This window comes from Streptococcus suis (genome assembly GCF_002960445.1).
Classification (GTDB): domain Bacteria; phylum Bacillota; class Bacilli; order Lactobacillales; family Streptococcaceae; genus Streptococcus; species Streptococcus hyiners.
The window spans coordinates 1-16,309 of record NZ_POJD01000195.1 but is presented as its reverse complement, the minus strand read 5'-3'; the positions used below and the strand labels follow the sequence as shown (position 1 = coordinate 16,309).

Annotated in this window: 10 protein-coding genes; 8 read left to right on the top strand and 2 right to left on the bottom strand. The window is 41.9% G+C overall.

Features of this window, described 5'->3' with window-relative positions; genetic code table 11:
• Window positions 1–44: 44 nt before the first annotated feature.
• Entirely contained in the window at window positions 45–1,010 is a 966-nt protein-coding gene (locus tag C1G53_RS07775) for a LacI family DNA-binding transcriptional regulator (protein WP_105118268.1), read from the bottom strand.
• A complete protein-coding gene (locus C1G53_RS07770; protein ID WP_105118267.1) occupies window positions 991–2,445 on the bottom strand; it encodes a sucrose-6-phosphate hydrolase in 1,455 nt (484 codons plus the stop codon). Before C1G53_RS07770 ends, C1G53_RS07775 begins: the two co-directional genes overlap by 20 nt.
• A 201-nt stretch (window positions 2,446–2,646) precedes the next feature.
• Between C1G53_RS07770 and C1G53_RS07765 the strand changes: the two genes are divergently transcribed.
• The 8 genes from C1G53_RS07765 to C1G53_RS07730 all read left to right on the top strand — a co-directional run.
• Entirely contained in the window at window positions 2,647–4,536 is a 1,890-nt protein-coding gene (locus tag C1G53_RS07765) for a sucrose-specific PTS transporter subunit IIBC (protein WP_105118266.1), read from the top strand.
• A gap of 244 nt (window positions 4,537–4,780) precedes the next feature.
• Window positions 4,781–5,662, top strand: coding sequence for a fructokinase ScrK (scrK, locus tag C1G53_RS07760; protein WP_105118265.1), 882 nt, complete (start codon window positions 4,781–4,783; stop codon window positions 5,660–5,662).
• Between the two features lie 171 nt (window positions 5,663–5,833).
• Window positions 5,834–6,499 carry a hypothetical protein gene (locus C1G53_RS07755; protein ID WP_105118264.1) on the top strand — a complete coding sequence of 222 codons (666 nt, stop codon included), beginning with the start codon at window positions 5,834–5,836 and terminating at the stop codon, window positions 6,497–6,499.
• A gap of 1 nt (window position 6,500) precedes the next feature.
• On the top strand, window positions 6,501–7,832 hold the full coding sequence (gene murC / locus C1G53_RS07750; RefSeq protein ID WP_105118263.1) for a UDP-N-acetylmuramate--L-alanine ligase: 1,332 nt from the start codon (window positions 6,501–6,503) through the stop codon (window positions 7,830–7,832).
• A gap of 54 nt (window positions 7,833–7,886) precedes the next feature.
• Window positions 7,887–8,369 (top strand): GNAT family N-acetyltransferase, encoded by a 483-nt coding sequence (locus tag C1G53_RS07745; RefSeq protein ID WP_105118262.1) that lies wholly within the window; start codon window positions 7,887–7,889, stop codon window positions 8,367–8,369.
• A 74-nt stretch (window positions 8,370–8,443) separates the two neighbouring features.
• Window positions 8,444–10,249 (top strand): endolytic transglycosylase MltG, encoded by a 1,806-nt coding sequence (gene mltG, locus C1G53_RS07740; protein WP_105118261.1) that lies wholly within the window; start codon window positions 8,444–8,446, stop codon window positions 10,247–10,249.
• A gap of 85 nt (window positions 10,250–10,334) precedes the next feature.
• Window positions 10,335–10,817 carry a transcription elongation factor GreA gene (gene greA, locus C1G53_RS07735; protein ID WP_105118260.1) on the top strand — a complete coding sequence of 161 codons (483 nt, stop codon included), beginning with the start codon at window positions 10,335–10,337 and terminating at the stop codon, window positions 10,815–10,817.
• A gap of 426 nt (window positions 10,818–11,243) precedes the next feature.
• Window positions 11,244–16,309: MucBP domain-containing protein (locus C1G53_RS07730; protein ID WP_153046677.1), on the top strand; the 5,066-nt coding region annotated here is incomplete at its 3' end.

Sequence of the window (16,309 nt, the reverse complement as noted above, 5' to 3'; positions counted from 1 at the left end):
ACAAACAAAAAACAGTACCTGATTGATGTCAAGTACTGTTCTTTTTATATACTGCCTCCTGCTAGCAGGGATACTGGCAAGATATAATTATGTTTGCTTAATTCCTTACCTTCAATTTTGTCAATCAATAAATCAACCATTAGTTTTGCAATATCATCTAGGGGTTGCTTAATCGTTGTCAGTTGAGGATAGTAGTTTTCAATAAAGTGGGTTCCATCATAGCCAATCAGTTTTAGCTCTTGTGGAATGGACAGGTTGAGCGAACGTGCCACATTCCAGACTAACATAGCAGTAGCATCACCAGACACGAAAATACCATCTGGTTGATGTTTTTCAATAATCGTACGGATTTCCATTTCTTTTCTAACGGGAGAGAAATCACTGGAAACGTGGTAGACTATGGTATCTGGAAGGATGGAGAGAAATCCTAATTGCCGGAGCCCGGTTGGTGAGTTGGAATCGTCATTACCAGAAATCATAATAGGTCGCTGGCAACCAGCTTTTTTCAATGTTTTGGCAGCAAGTACACCTCCAGCATGGTTATCAGAAGATACCACTGGGATGGAAGGTGACAGGTTGCGGTCGAAGGCTATGATGGGAGCAGACACTCGATCATAATCCTTGATACCCAAGTTATGACTACCAGAGATAATGCCATCTACCTGGTTGGCTGCCAACATTTCCAGATATTCTCTTTCCTTGTTGGATTCGTGCTGGCTATTGCAAATAATCGTCTTGTAGCCCCGATTGAAGAGTTGGCTTTCTAAGTGACTGATCAATTCTGCATAGAAGACATTACTAATGTTAGGGAAAATCAAGCCAACCAGTTTAGCTGACTTTCCTTGCAAGCTACGAGCTAAGTTATTAGGTTTGTAGCCTAATTCTCGCATAGCTTCTTCAACCTTGCGAACTGTTTTTTCCGATAAATAGCCTTTTTTATTGATGACACGAGAAACCGTTGTCGGACTAACTCCGGCTAACTGTGCGACATCAGTTAGTTTTGCGACCATAATCTAAATGGTAGTAGGTTCCAGTTGGGTTTCCAGCAGTGATGGCAATACCATTTTGATCTGCATCAGGGAAAACGCGACCAGAAAATACTTTTTCTCCTTTATTGATGAAAATTTCAAAGACAGACTTGTCGATGAAAATATTGGCAGTAAGCGCCCCAGGCTCAATATCACAAGCGCGACTTGTGCCAAATTCAAGAGCAAATGGCTGACCACAATGTTCGCGGTCTAGCGTAATCTGTCCATTTTCTGTATCAACGGTCAAGACTAGACCTTTATTGTCTTGGTTTGCAAATAGCACGATTTCATGCTTGCTTCCAGCAGCAAATTCAAGTTCTAATTCATAAACATTGTTGGTTTCGTTTTGGTTTGAAAATGGCTGCGCTTCTTGACGAAGGCTGGTGATAGCTTCGACTGGATACTGGTAAAGTTTGCCGTCCTTGATAGACAATTCTTTGACCAAGGACAAGCAACCTTGGTAATCATAAGCATCAGTTGGGTACTCTACATCAGGAAGGGCCAACCAGCTGACTGATAAAGTGCGACCATCAGGAGCGTTGAAGGCCTGGGTTGCGTAGCACTCAAAACCATAGTCTAAATTGATAAGTTCACCTGGTTCTACAATGGTTGCTGATTCAGGATCAAAACCTTGACCAATCTTGTACATGTTTGGATAAATATTGCCGTAGTCTAAAACGTTCTTGTCTAAACCTTGAGGGCAATAAAGAAGAATTGGTTGCTCACCGACAAAGGCAATGTTTGGACACTCCATCATGTAGGCGGTCATGTCATTGGCAAAATCCAGGTCGCCAACCAAGGTCCAGTTGAGGTAGTCATTATTTTCAGCCTTATAGAGCTTGACAATGCCTTTTTTATTCAGATCTTGTCCGCCGACGATGGCGTAATATTGTCCCTTGTAGTTGAAGATTTGCGGATCACGGAAGTGGTCGGTTGTATCTTCTGGTTGGTCAATCAAAATCTTATCAATCTTTTCAATCTGACCATCCTTGTCCATTAAGGCACCGATTTGGTAAGGATGGCGAACCCAGTTTTCATCGCGGACATTTCCTGTATAGAAGAGGAAGAGCTTGTCACCGAATTCCATAGCAGAACCAGAGTAGGCACCGTGGCTATCCAGTGGTGTATCCGGATAAACAACTGTTCCCGTTTCTTCAAAGTGAACCAAATCTGTTGACTCTGTATGTACCCATGATTTTAATCCGTGTGCAGCACCAAATGGGAAGTATTGGTAAAAGAGGGTCCATTTTCCATTAAAATATGAAAATCCATTCGGGTCATTCAAAAGACCGTGTGGTGTTTCAATGTGGAAGTTGGTTCTCCAAGGGGAACTCTCCGTATTCTTTTTGATTTTTTCAATGTATTCTGGCGTCCAGTCAGCATAAGCTCTGTAACGTTCTTCAGTAGTAAAGGCCATACTATCTCCAATTTTATCTAATATTTCAATTAATATAGTAAACGTTTTCTTGTGAAAAATCAAGCTTTTACTGTGATTCTTGGAATATTTTTAAAAAATTCTGCAAAACGTTTGACATATTTTGTAAAAGTGATATAATTAAACCATCGAAAGCGTGAAAACACTTTCAATAAAGAAAAAATATAAGGAGATTTTTGCAAGATGAACAATACTGAAATTGCAAAAAAAGTCATTGACGCCCTTGGCGGACGTGAGAACGTACGTAGTGTTGCCCACTGTGCGACTCGCCTTCGTGTCATGGTTGTTGACGAAGGAAAAATCGACAAGGATACAGTCGAAAATATCGAAAAAGTACAAGGTGCTTTCTTCAACTCTGGTCAATACCAAATCATCTTTGGTACTGGTACAGTTAACAAGATCTACGATGAAGTTGTTGCCCTTGGTTTGCCAACTGCTACAACTGGTGAGCAAAAAGCAGAAGCAGCAGCTCAAGGAAATGCTTTCCAACGTGCCATCCGTACTTTCGGTGACGTATTCGTTCCAATCATCCCTGCTATCGTAGCAACTGGTCTTTTCATGGGTCTTCGTGGTCTTCTTGGAGCGCTTGGTTACACACTTCCTGAAGATTTGAACGTTTACTCACAAATCTTGACAGATACAGCCTTCATCGTATTACCAGCCTTGGTAGTATGGTCAACATTCCGCGTATTTGGTGGGAACCAAACAATCGGTATTGTACTTGGTATGATGCTTATTGCTGGTCAATTACCAAATGCTTGGGTTGTAGCATCAGGTGGCGATGTGAAACCAACTATTTTCTTTGGTTTCATCCCAGTTGTAGGTTTGCAAGGTTCAGTATTGCCAGCCTTCATCATCGGTTTGATTGGTGCTAAATTTGAGAAAGCAGTCCGCAAGGTAGTTCCAGAAGTTCTTGACCTCTTGGTAACACCATTCATTACCTTGTTTGTTATGTCAATCCTTGGTCTCTTTGTGATTGGTCCAGTCTTCCACGTGGTTGAAAACTACATCTTGGCTGGTACACAAGCTATTTTGAACTTGCCAATGGGTCTTGGTGGTCTCCTTATCGGTGGTGTTCACCAAGTTATCGTTGTATCAGGTGTTCACCATATCTTCAACTTCTTGGAAGCTCAATTGGTAGCAAACACTGGTGCTAACCCATTCAACGCTATCATCACTGCAGCGATGACAGCACAAGGTGCTGCTACAGTAGCGGTTGGTGTTAAAACGAAGAATCCTAAATTGAAAGCTCTTGCTTTCCCAGCAGCTCTTTCTGCCTTCCTTGGTATTACTGAGCCAGCTATCTTCGGTGTTAACTTGCGTTTCCGTAAGCCATTCCTTCTTTCATTGATTGCTGGTGCTATCGGCGGTGCTTTCGCATCGATCCTTGGTCTTGCTGGTACAGGTATGGGTGTTACAATCATCCCAGGTATGACTTTGTACGCAGGTAACGGACAATTCTTCCAATATATCCTTATGGTAGCAGTATCATTTGCACTTGGTTTCGCTTTGACTTACTTCTTCGGTTATGAAGATGAGGAGAAAGACGTAAAAAAGCCTAATGCTTCAGCACAAGAAACAGCAAAAACGCTTGAAGAAGCAGAGACAGGACTTGTAGCTGAAGAAACTCTTGTATCTCCACTTTCAGGTGACGTAGTTGCCCTTGAAAATGTTAATGACCCAGTCTTCTCTTCAGGAGCTATGGGTAAAGGTTTGGCAGTTAAGCCAACTGACGGTGTTGTTTACGCACCAGCAGATGCAGAAGTAACAATCGCTTTTGAAACAGGTCATGCCTATGGTTTGAAAACAGCTTCAGGTGCAGAAATCTTGATCCACATCGGTATTGACACAGTATCAATGAACGGTAACGGATTTGAAAAATTGGTTGCAGCTGGTGACAAGGTGAAAGCTGGTACGCCACTTGCTAAATTCGATGCAGCGAAAATTGCTGAAGCTGGTCTTGATGATACAACTATGATCATCGTGACAAACACAGCAGACTTCACAGAAGTTTCACCACTTGCTGAGGGACCAATCGCTCACGGGGAAGCCTTCTTGAAAGTTGCAAAATAATTCTAGACCTCCTCTTTACTTTCATTACTTCGTTAACTCGCTTTGGATGATTGAAACAGTCTGGGAGACTGTTTCAACTCAATGCCTCAAAATAAGAGAGCATTGAGTTATGCCTGCGGCTCGTTGCCTAGTACTGAAAGTAAGATGAGAGCCTAGAAATAATATATCTAGGAAAAAGGCGGTAAGCCTTTTTCTTCTATTTCTATCTATGGTATAATGAAAAAAACAAAAAGGGAGAAAATTCATGACAAAATTATACGGAAGCCTTGAAGCTGGTGGAACGAAGTTTGTTTGTGCGGTTGGTGATGAGAATTTCCAAGTAATTGAAAAAACACAATTTCCAACGACAACACCTTATGAAACTATTGAACGTACAGTTGAATTTTTCAAGCGTTATGAAGACCGTTTGGCAGGTATTGCCATTGGTTCATTTGGTCCGATTGATATTGATCAAAATTCACAGACCTATGGCTATATTACCTCTACTCCAAAACCACACTGGTCAAACATTGATTTGCTTGGTTTGATTGCCAAGGAATTCAATATTCCGTTCTATTTCACGACAGATGTTAACTCATCTGCCTATGGTGAAACCTTGGTTCGTAAAGGTGTTAAGAGCTTGGTTTATTACACCATCGGCACAGGTATCGGTGCTGGTGCTATCCAAAACGGTGAGTTTATCGGTGGTTTGGGCCATACGGAAGCAGGTCATACCTATGTTGCTCTCCATCCATATGATGTCAAGCACGAGTTCAACGGCGTATGTCCCTTCCACAATGGCTGTTTGGAAGGCTTGGCTGCAGGTCCTTCACTTGAGGGCCGTACTGGCATCCGTGGAGAATTGATCGAACTTAACTCAGATGTCTGGGATGTTCAAGCCTATTACATCGCTCAAGCAGCTGTTCAAGCAACTCTGCTATATCGTCCACAAGTCATTGTATTTGGTGGTGGGGTTATGGCCCAAGAACATATGCTCAATCGTGTACGTGAGAAATTTGTCGGCCTCATGAATGATTACCTTCCAACACCAGATGTCAAAGAGTACATTGTAACCCCTGCAGTTGCTGAAAATGGTTCAGCAACACTTGGAAACTTTGCCTTGGCCAAACAAGTATCTGAAAAATAATGAAAAATCCGACTTGTTCGGATTTTTTTGTGGCAAAAAAGCTGGTGCGAAAGGACGTAAGGGAGAGGCACTTTTAAAGACGAAGCAGGGAATAGGATTCCTATCATCCAGCATAGAATTAGGCAAATACTGCTCAAGTATGGTATAATAGAGTTTCGAAAGGACTAACTTATGATTAGAAAAGAGAAAAGATTTCCGCTAGTAGCTGATAATGAAGTGCTAGTTGGAGTAAATCCAATTATGAGTTTATATGATGAAAGCGACTTGATTAGTAATATCAAGGGGCCCTATCAAGAAAAAGACTTTGCCTGGGAACCAAGCAGCCAGCCTAAGCAAGGCTCGACAAGTGGTCGAGGAGAGCTGGATGATGATCTCCTGCCTCCGCTTTTTGAGGCCAAATCAAGTCATTATTCGCGGAGAGAGCGTTTGCAACAATATCCCCAAGCCAAACCTACTCAGGTTAAGACTCAGGGTCAACTAGCGCGTGAGACTGCTCGTGAAGATTTGAAGAAGAAACGGTCCGCAACTTACCTGAGAGATGAAAAACCAACACCGGCCAAGGTTTTTGTCAAGTCAGCAGCCAGTCCTGCACCTGAGGTAAAAGTAGACACCTTGTCTCATCTGGCAGATAAGCTCCGTCAAACAGACTATATCTTGGCAGATATTCCTGCGGTTTATTCCTTGAAAAAGGAGGATAGAGACCAAGAGCAGCCGATTATCAAAAATTCCTATGACTTTTTGAAGAAAAGTCAGGTTTACAACTATCCTGAGCGTCAGCAACAGAGAGAGCGTCGCATTGCCCAGGAATTGAATTTAACAACTATAGAAGAGGACTAGTATGACAAAAACCTATCATTTTATCGGGATTAAAGGATCAGGCATGAGTGCCTTGGCACTGATGTTGCACCAAATGGGCTATAAGGTTCAGGGAAGTGATGTAGAGAAATACTACTTCACCCAACGTGGCTTGGAACAAGCTGGTATTGAGATTCTGCCCTTCGATGAGAAAAATATTACGGCTGATGTGGAATTGATTGCAGGGAATGCCTTTCGTCCAGATAATAATGTGGAGATTGCATTTGCTGATGCACAAGGCTTTAGCTACAAACGCTACCATGAGTTCTTGGGTGAATTCATGAAAGGTTTTACTAGCCTTGGTGTAGCAGGAGCTCATGGTAAGACATCGACGACAGGTCTTTTAGCTCATGTTATGCGCAATATTACAGACACCTCTTTCTTGATTGGGGATGGAACAGGTCGTGGCTCAGCCAATGCCCAGTATTTTGTCTTTGAGTCTGATGAGTATGAGCGCCATTTTGCTCCTTATTATCCTGAGTACAGCATTATCACCAACATTGACTTTGATCACCCAGATTATTTTACTAGCCTAGAAGATGTTTTTAACGCCTTTAACGATTATGCTAAACAAGTCAAAAAAGGCCTCTTCGTCTATGGTGAAGATGAGCAGTTGCGTCGTATTACGGCCAATGCCCCAATCTACTACTATGGTACAGGTTCAGGTAATGACTTTGTAGCCTATGATTTGAAACCATCGACGACTGGTTCACAGTTTAAGGTGCGCTACAAGGAACAAGAATTGGGAGAATTCCAAATTCCAACCTTTGGTAAACACAATGTCATGAATGCTACAGCAGTGATTGCAAATCTTTACATTGCTGGCTTTGATTTGAGCTTGGTTGCTGAGCACTTGAAGACCTTTGCAGGTGTTAAACGCCGCTTTACAGAGAAGGTTGTTAATGATACAGTCATCATTGACGACTTTGCCCACCATCCAACAGAAATCATTGCAACGATTGATGCTGCTCGTCAGAAGTATCCAAGCAAAGAGTTGGTGGCTATTTTCCAACCACATACCTTTACGCGTACCATCGCCCTTTTGGATGAGTTTGCGGAAGCCTTGAATGGAGCTGATGCTGTTTACTTGGCACAGATTTACGGTTCTGCGCGTGAAACAGACAATGGTCAGGTCAAGGTAGAAGATTTGGCAGCTAAAATCAACAAAAAAGGTGGTCTGGTCACTGTGGAAAATACCTCACCGCTTTTAGATCATGACAATGCAGTCTATGTATTTATGGGGGCTGGAGATATTCAATCTTATGAGTATTCTTTTGAAAGATTGCTTTCTAGCTTGACAAATAATGTTCAATAAGAAGAAAGACGGAGGCCTCTGGCCCCTGTTTTTCCGCTATATAGGGGGATGTTTATGGAGATTCGTTTTGCTCGATTATCGGATCTAGACCAGGTTTTTGAACTTGAAACTGCTAATTTTTCCAAAGAAGAACGAATTTCGGAGCAGGTTCTGGAAACCTTTTTAAAAGAGGTGTCGCAGACTTGCTTGGTCATGGAAGAAGCGGGCCAATTAGCAGGCTTTGTCCTGGCCAGTCCATGGGCTTCTGCCACAGTTACAGATGAAATTTTCTATCTGGAGTCTGGCCAGTTGCCGATAGGTCAGCACCTGGCTATAGCCAGCCTATCAGTAGCTCCCAACTATCAAGGACAGGGAGTAGGCACCCTCTTGCTTGCGGGTCTAAAAGAAGTAGCTGTTCAAGGCAACTATCAAGGAATTGCCCTGACCTGTAAGGAGAGCCTGATCAAGTATTACCAAATCAATCAATTTGAAGACCAGGGCCCTTCACAATCTCAGTTTGGAGGAAAAACCTGGTATGATATGTATTGGAAAGCTTGATATAAAGGGAATTTCTTGCATTTCCTAGGCCTTTGAGATATAATGTATAGTAACTGTGTGAAAGGAGCGATAGCGTGACAAAGGATACGAATGAAAATAACACGCAGTCTTCAAGTTTTCGCGATCAGATTTTGCGGGATTTGGAAGAATTGAAATTAAAACGTTTGGCAGACCAGGCCATCAAGGGTCAGACGGAACAACCAAACCAAGTGAAGGTTGACCAGCAAATAGAATTCCCTGCTGAACCAGTTAGCCAAAGTGAAACCATTCAAGCTGGAGAAATGACTTATCCGGAGACTTATTTGGCAGAGGAAGGTCCAGAAAATCTTGAAGAAGAGGTTGAGGAAATCATCCCATCAGAGCCTATTGCTGAGACGGAAGATTTTGTTGTCGAGAAAGAAGAAGTACCAACTGCGTCTCCCGTGACCCAAGATACAGTCGAACGTAATCTGGAAGAGTTGAGAAGATTGGTTGCGGCGAATACGACTGGTTTTGAAAATGAACCATCACCAGTTGCGACTCCAGAAGCAGAAGTTGAACCCAGCTTAGAAGAGACATTTGTTGATTTTCCAGTAGAAGATGTTTCAGCAGTGACAGGTGATACAGAAATCATCTCCCTAGAAGATACCCTTCTAGCTTCAAAGATCAATGATGAAGCGCCTGCGGAAGAGTCAGCTCAGCCAGTAGTTGCAGCAGCCTTGCCATCTAGGAAGAATCTATCGAATAAGAGCAGTCTTCAACGCCGCAAGAAACAAGACAAGGCAGCCAAGCGTATCGTATCGGTAATCATGTCCTTGATTCTAGTAGTGGTAGTTGTGACTGGAATCGCAGGTTATATGTGGATCAAATCCAGCTTAGAGCCTGTGAATGCAAAAGCAACTGAAGCTGTACAGGTTGAAATTCCAGAAGGTTCTTCAACTTTAGAGATCGGTAAGATTTTGGTAGACAACCAGCTGGTGAAGAATGCTACGGTCTTTAATTACTATTCAAAAATCAAGAGCTACAATAACTTCCAAAGTGGTTATTATAATTTGAAGCAAAGCATGTCGGTTGACGAAATTGCAAAAGCCCTACAAGAAAGTGGGACTCCGACTCCTCAGAAAGAGCCGGCAGGTAAAATCTTGATCGTCGAAGGTTATACACTGACTCAAATCTCACAGGCTATTACCAATAATACCAAGACAGAAGATAAGAACGATAAGACACCATTCACATCAGAAGAGTTTATGGCGACAGTGACCAATCCAGATTTCATCAATCGGATGGTAGCTGCCTACCCACAACTATTTGCTAGCCTACCAGGAGTAGATAGCGGTGTTCTTTATCAATTGGAAGGCTACCTCTTCCCGGCTGTCTACGAGTATGCTGATGATACGACCATCGAAGAGCTAGTTGAGCAGATGATTGCAGCTATGGATAACCGTCTGCAACCCTACTATGAAACGATTGCTGCCAAGAACCTTACTGTCAACGAAGTCTTGACATTGGCTTCATTGGTTGAAAAAGAAGGCTCTACAGATGAAGACCGCCGTAATATTGCAAGCGTCTTTATTAACCGTCTCAACGTGGACATGCCTCTCCAGTCCAATATTGCTATTCTCTACGCAGAAGGCAAACTAGGACAGGAAACAACCCTTGCTGAAGACGCAGCAATTGACACTTCTATCGAATCTCCATATAATATCTACTGGACCCCAGGTTTGATGCCTGGACCAGTGGACAGCCCAAGCGTATCAGCGATTGAGGCCGTGCTCAATGCCAATAAAACGGACTACCTATACTTTGTGGCAGATGTTACAACTGGTACTGTTTATTTTGCACAAACACAAGAAGAGCATGATCAAAACGTTGCCCAATACGTCAATGCCCATCTAGAATAATTTAGTAAATGTATTACAAAATTATGTGGATTTCCACATAATTTTGTTTTCATGAAAAATAAAGACAAAAGAAAAGGAAATGAAAATGGCAGAAAAAACTTATCCAATGACCTTGGATGAAAAAGAAAAATTAGAAAAAGAATTGGAAGAGCTAAAGCTTGTCCGTCGTCCAGAAATCGTAGAGCGTATTAAAATCGCTCGTTCCTATGGCGACCTCTCAGAAAACTCTGAGTATGAGGCAGCCAAGGATGAGCAGGCTTTTGTAGAAGGTCAAATTAAGATTATCGAAACAAAGATTCGCTATGCTGAGATTGTCAACAGCGACGCTGTAGCAGCAGACGAGGTAGCTATCGGTAAGACTGTTACGGTTCAAGAAACTGGCGAAACAGAAGAAGAAGTTTACCACATCGTTGGTGCTGCAGGTGCAGATGCCTTTGCCAACAAGATCTCTAATGAAAGCCCAATCGGTCATGCCTTGATCGGTAAGAAAACAGGAGATGTTACAGTGATTGAAACACCTGCTGGAAGCTATGAAGTGAAAATCTTGAAGGTTGAAAAAACCAAATAGTGTGGAGAGGGTCAGTTGACTCTCTTTTCTTGTCTCCTGAACGTCATTTTAGAAGCGCTTAATAGAACGTTGTTTTGTAGAAAAGTTACTATAAATAAGTAGGGTTAATATAGAAAAGCACACATTCATGTCAAATTACTTGCAAATAAGGGGGGGGTATGGTATTCTAGTACGTAGTCCTTCATTAGGGCTAGTTCAAGGCAGGGCGTGATTCGAACAGTCTTGTTCTAAGTTACTTGACTCTTGTGAAACAGCAGTATCCATTTGAATTTTCCCCTATATAGATTCATTGAAGATAAACAATTATCGCTGAGTCATAAGAAGTTAAGTAATTTAGAACAAGACTAAGACGGCATCATTAAGATTACGTTTGGAATTGGCGTTTTCTTATCTGTCTGACAAGAATATTTTTTTTGGGAGGATTCTATGCGTAAGGCAAAGAAAAAATCATTTGACTGGTATGGAACGAGACAACATTTCTCGATTCGTAAATACCATTTTGGAGCAGCCAGCGTATTGCTTGGTATGTCCTTGGCACTGGGTGCAGGCGGACAAGCAGTAAAAGCGGAAGAGACAGCTGCTTCATCAGAAGCGATAGCTTCTACAACGGCGACATCTTCGACACAGGCTAGCTCAGAAGTTGTGCCAGTAACCACTGTTGAGACAGCAGCTACCGAAACAGTAGCGTCTACAACAGCACCAGCAGCTACACCTAAAGAAGTAGCAGCTACAGAACGTTCAGCAACCATCAACTACATCGTGAACTATGTGCTAGAAGATGGCACCCTTGTAAACGCAGTAGTGAAATCAACTACAGTTACTACAACAGATGCAACTGCTAAAACAACAGTTGAAGTAGTAGCAGAACTACCAGAAGGCTATGAATTGGCTGAAGGTCAAGTAGAAACAACTTCACAAGAAGTAACAGAAGGTGCTGAAAACCTTGTAGCAGTGAAAGTTGTTAAGAAAGCAGTAGCGACAACAGCTACTACATCAGCAACAACTCCAGCAACAACTTCAACAACTACTAAAACTGCAGCAGCGCAAACACCTGTTGCTGAAGCTAAAGTAGTTCTTGAGCAAAACATCTCAGAAGCTGAAGTTTTGTCTGATGAAGCTGACCGCCTTGTTGCTACATCTGATAGCGATAATACTGCATTGAAAACAGCGGCTAACGCAACAAAATTAGCAGCGAGTGAAGCAACTAAAGTCTTGAAAGACTCAGTAACAACTCTTGAAACTGTTAATGCACAAATCAATGCTGTTCGTTCAAACGTAGAAGCCTTGGCCTTGGAATTGCGTAAATTCTTGGGAACTGAAGATATCCAAGTAGTACTTGCAACATCATCTACAAATTTAAAAAATGTGGGTGATGCGGAAGGTATCCTTATCGAAACAGGTACAACTGCAACTCCAGATATGTCCGATCCAAACGGTGCAGCTGTAACATCAAAAGTTAGTGGGTCCCTTAAAGCTACTGAAGTTGCAGATTATTTGACAATTCAATATACACCTGTTGCATATTTTGATGCTGTTGCACATAAATATTCACCATTTAAAGAAAATGGTGGGCAATCAACAGGTGGTGCTTACTTCCGTACATCTGTTAACCCAACCGATCTTTACGGCAAGCTCTTGGTAGAGTTGGTTGCAAACGACGGAACAGTTGTTGAAACTAAGAAAGTTGAACCAAACACAGCTGTAGATTTTGATTACTTCAAGACTACACATGGTGCAGGCTATCCATTTGTCTACACATATGATCCAGACTATGATTCGAAAGATATGTTCGGTGTTGTTCGTATTCAATGGGCTTACAACACAATGAGTGCTGTCAGTCAAAAGTTAATCCGACCAACCACTAATACGACTGTCTACAAGACAGAGGATGGTCAACAACTAGCTACCTATACGGTGTTAACAACACCAGACTTGAATACAACACCGTCTGAAAAGAGAGAGTTTGCGGGTTATACTTACAAAGAAACGACAACAACAACATCTAACGTCGTTCTAGTTCCATCAGAGCCATACGTTGAAGTAACTCGTTTTGCTACAAGTGGTGTACAGTTCAAGACTATCGTTGAAGCTGTGGGTACAGATGGAACTATTAAGAAAACATACTACATAGCAGATCCGAACTACACAGGTACACAGAGTTTTACAGATACTAATCTAGATGGATTCCTACCAATCTTGGTAACAGATGACATGCCAGTTGGTACAGTGAATACAAACTTGAAGCTTCTTCCTTCTCTACTAACATCTGGCTATGAAGTTTATCGTGTAGATGCTTCAACAGAGAAGATTTATCCAGACAAAGAAGGGGATAAGCAACCAACTCCAGTTCGTGGTACTTTGATTACAGATCCAGCAGAGCTTGATTTCAGTACCTTGACTTCAACAAGCCAGTGGTTCCATATCAAATTTAACGAGAAACAAGATGGTACACTAGCATTTGCTCGTCTTCGCCCAGAAGCCCTAGGTAACGCATCGCGAATAACCTTTGAATATGATACTCGTAAGAATGATGGTTCGACGGTTGATACGAGTGGGTGGGGAGGTGATCAAGATCTTGGTGTACGTCCAAAATCTTGGAATGGGATTCACCATACTATCAGTTTGAATAACAATGCCCAAACTGTTTCTGAAACAACTCACATTTATACACCAGTTCCACAAGAAGCTATCATCCGCTACCAAGTTGAAGGTGCGACAGACTTCTTGGAAGATTCAGGTACCTTGACAGGTAACCCAGGTACAGATATCAATTATTCAACGACAGATACTATTAACAAGTATAAACAAAAGGGTTATGAGCTTGTATCTGACAACTTCACAACAGCCGCTGGTCAAGACTATGACTACGATACAGCTGTGAAACAAGAATTCCTTGTTGTCATCAAACCTCGTGTCGTTGATGTTCCTAAGACTGCTGTACCAGGTGAGCCTGTAGATCCAACAGATCCAAACTCACCAGTATGGCCAGACACTCTTAAAAACTTGGAAGCAACTCAAGAAGTTACTCGTACAGTTGAGTACAAGTATGAAGATGGTACACCAGTTCTTGTAGATGCTGCAGGTAATGTATTGCCAAAAGGTTCAACAGAAGGTACACCACTTGTTAAGACTGAAACTGTAACCTTCACTCGTCCAGCTCAAGTAAACCTTGTAACTGGTGAGATTACTTACGGTGACTGGGTAGCAGATACAACAGATACACTTAAAGGAAATGTTCTTCCAGAAGTTTCAGGCTATACAGCAAGCCGTACAACTCTTGAAGGTGCTGATGCGCCAATGACAGAAACAGTCAAGGATAAGACTGTAACTGCAACTGACGCAGACATCAACGAAGTAGTTTACTACAAAGAAAATCCTAAGTATGGCGATGTTGTTGTGAACTATGTAAACACAGACGGTAAAGTGATTGCCTCTCCTGTTGTTGATACAAACGATGCTCTTGTAGGTACAGAGTACTCTACTGCTGACCGTGTACCAGAGAAAATCGTTGAAGATGCGACTGGTGATGTTTACTACTACAAGGAAATCAAACCAGAAGATGCAACTAAAGAAACTGGTACAGTAGTTGAAGGAACAACAGAAGTAACGTACGTATACGAAAAAGCAGGAAATGTAATAGTTAAATACGAACTAGAAGATGGAACGCCATTAAAAGATCCGGTGAAAGATGTAGAAAATGGAAAACCTGGAGATAAAAATAACCCAGCAGATGACTACACAACAACAGATAAAATAGAAGAAACAATCACAACAGCAGATGGAAAAGTATACAAACGAGTACCGGCGAAAACAAAAGGTAACGAAACAGGTGATGTAGAAGCTGGAGAAACAATCGAAGTAACATACATCTACGAAGAAGTAAAAGGAAATGTAGTAGTAGAATACTATGATACAGAAGGAAATCCAATTTCAGGAACAGAAACAGAAAACAAAACAACTGTAGAAGACACACCAAACAGTTCAGTAGGAACAGCGTACACAACGCTAGACAAGAAACCAGCTAAGATTACAGCAGCAGACGGAACAGTATACTACTACAAAGAAGTTGCATCGGACTCAGCAGCAGAAACAGGAGATGTAGTAGAAGGAACAACAACAGTTAAGTACGTATACGAAAAAGCAGGCTCTGTCAATGTTAACTATGTAGATGTAAATGGTACTGAAATCCAGGCAGATGTATTGGATGTTGAAAACGGACAACCAGGTTCTAACTACGATACACTTGTGGACAACCGTCCAGATACAATTGTTGCAAAAGATGGTAAGACCTACAAACTTGTTCCAGCAGGTGACTACCCAGTTGGTACAGTAGCAGCAGACAGCAACTTGGCTTCAGGTGATGCTCCAACTGGTGCAGTTGAAGCAGGTAAGACAACAGAAGTAACTTACGTCTACAAAGAAGTGAAAGGTAACGTTATTGTTAACTATGTGGATGAAAATGGTAACCCAATTTCAGGTGTAACTGATGCTGGTAAAGAAACAGCAAGCACTGTAGAAGACACTCCAGAAACATCTACAGGTACTAATTACGATACAACTGACCTCCGTCCAAATACCATCACAACAGCAGACGGTAAAATCTACAAACTTGTTCCATCTGCAGTTCCTTCAAATGAAACAGGTACTGTTACACCAGGTACAACAACTGTAACATATGTGTACGAGTTGGTACAAGGTGATGTTGTTGTTCATTATGAAGATACAGCAGGCAACCCAATTGCTAAAGATGTTACAGATACAAAAGTAACAGATACTGGTACGGCATATGATACAAGAGATAACAAACCAGAGAAAATCATTGACGATACAACTGGTGAAGTTTACTATATCTTGCCGAAGGATGAGGTGAAAGCTGGATCAGCTCCTGAAACTGGAAAAGTTACAGAGGGTACAACAGAAGTTACCTATGTTTATGAAAAAGCTGGTAACGTTGTAGTGAACTACATCACTGAAGACGGTACGCCTATTAAGACACCTGTAAACGATGAAACAAACGCTAAACCAGGTTCTGAGTACAACACAACAGACAACAAGCCAAACACTATCACTACAGAAGATGGTACAACTTATGAGCTTGTTCGTGTGGAAGGTTCAGAAACAGGTACTGTTGTAGGTGGTAAGACAACTGAAGTAACATACGTTTACCGTAAAGTAGAAACACCTGCTAAGAAGGTTGTAACAAACCACGTTGACGAAGAAACAGGTCTTCCAATTGCACCGCAAGAAGAAGGAACAACCCCTAACAAGTCAATCCCAGGATACGAGTTCACAGGTAAGACTGTAACAGATCCAGACGGTAACACAACTCACATCTACCGCAAAGTAGAAACACCTGCTAAGAAGGTTGTAACAAACCATGTTGACGAAGAAACAGGTCTTCCAATTGCACCGCAAGAAGAAGGAACAACCCCTAACAAGTCAATCCCAGGATACGAGTTCACAGGTAAGACTGTAACAGATCCAGACGGTAA